Origin of the sequence: Vibrio sp. HI00D65, from assembly GCF_001635455.1 — a bacterium.
Classification (GTDB): Bacteria; Pseudomonadota; Gammaproteobacteria; order Enterobacterales; family Vibrionaceae; genus Vibrio.
The window spans coordinates 1-241 of the sequence record NZ_LWEH01000457.1 but is presented as its reverse complement, the minus strand read 5'-3'; the positions used below and the strand labels follow the sequence as shown (position 1 = coordinate 241).

The window sequence follows — 241 nt, the reverse complement described above, 5'->3', positions numbered from 1 at the left end:
TTCATATCTTGCCGTACTTTATAGATCAAAAGTCGTCGCCACTTTGTCGCCATGAACTTTATGTTTTTAACTAAACTGTTGTTTTATAAGGTTTAATTTTGGGTTTGTACATGATGGCTTCTTTGATTCAATCAGGCCTAGATCTAACACCAATTATCACTCACCACTTTAAGGTTGATGACTTCCAAAAAGGCTTTGACGCTATGCGTAGCGGGCTTTCAGGCAAGGTAATCCTTGATTG

At 38.2% G+C, this 241-nt stretch carries 1 pseudogene; it reads left to right on the top strand.

The features are described from left to right. Nucleotides 1-107: 107 nt before the first annotated feature. Nucleotides 108-241 (top strand): annotated as a pseudogene (gene tdh, locus A3712_RS27090) (L-threonine 3-dehydrogenase); the annotation flags it as partial.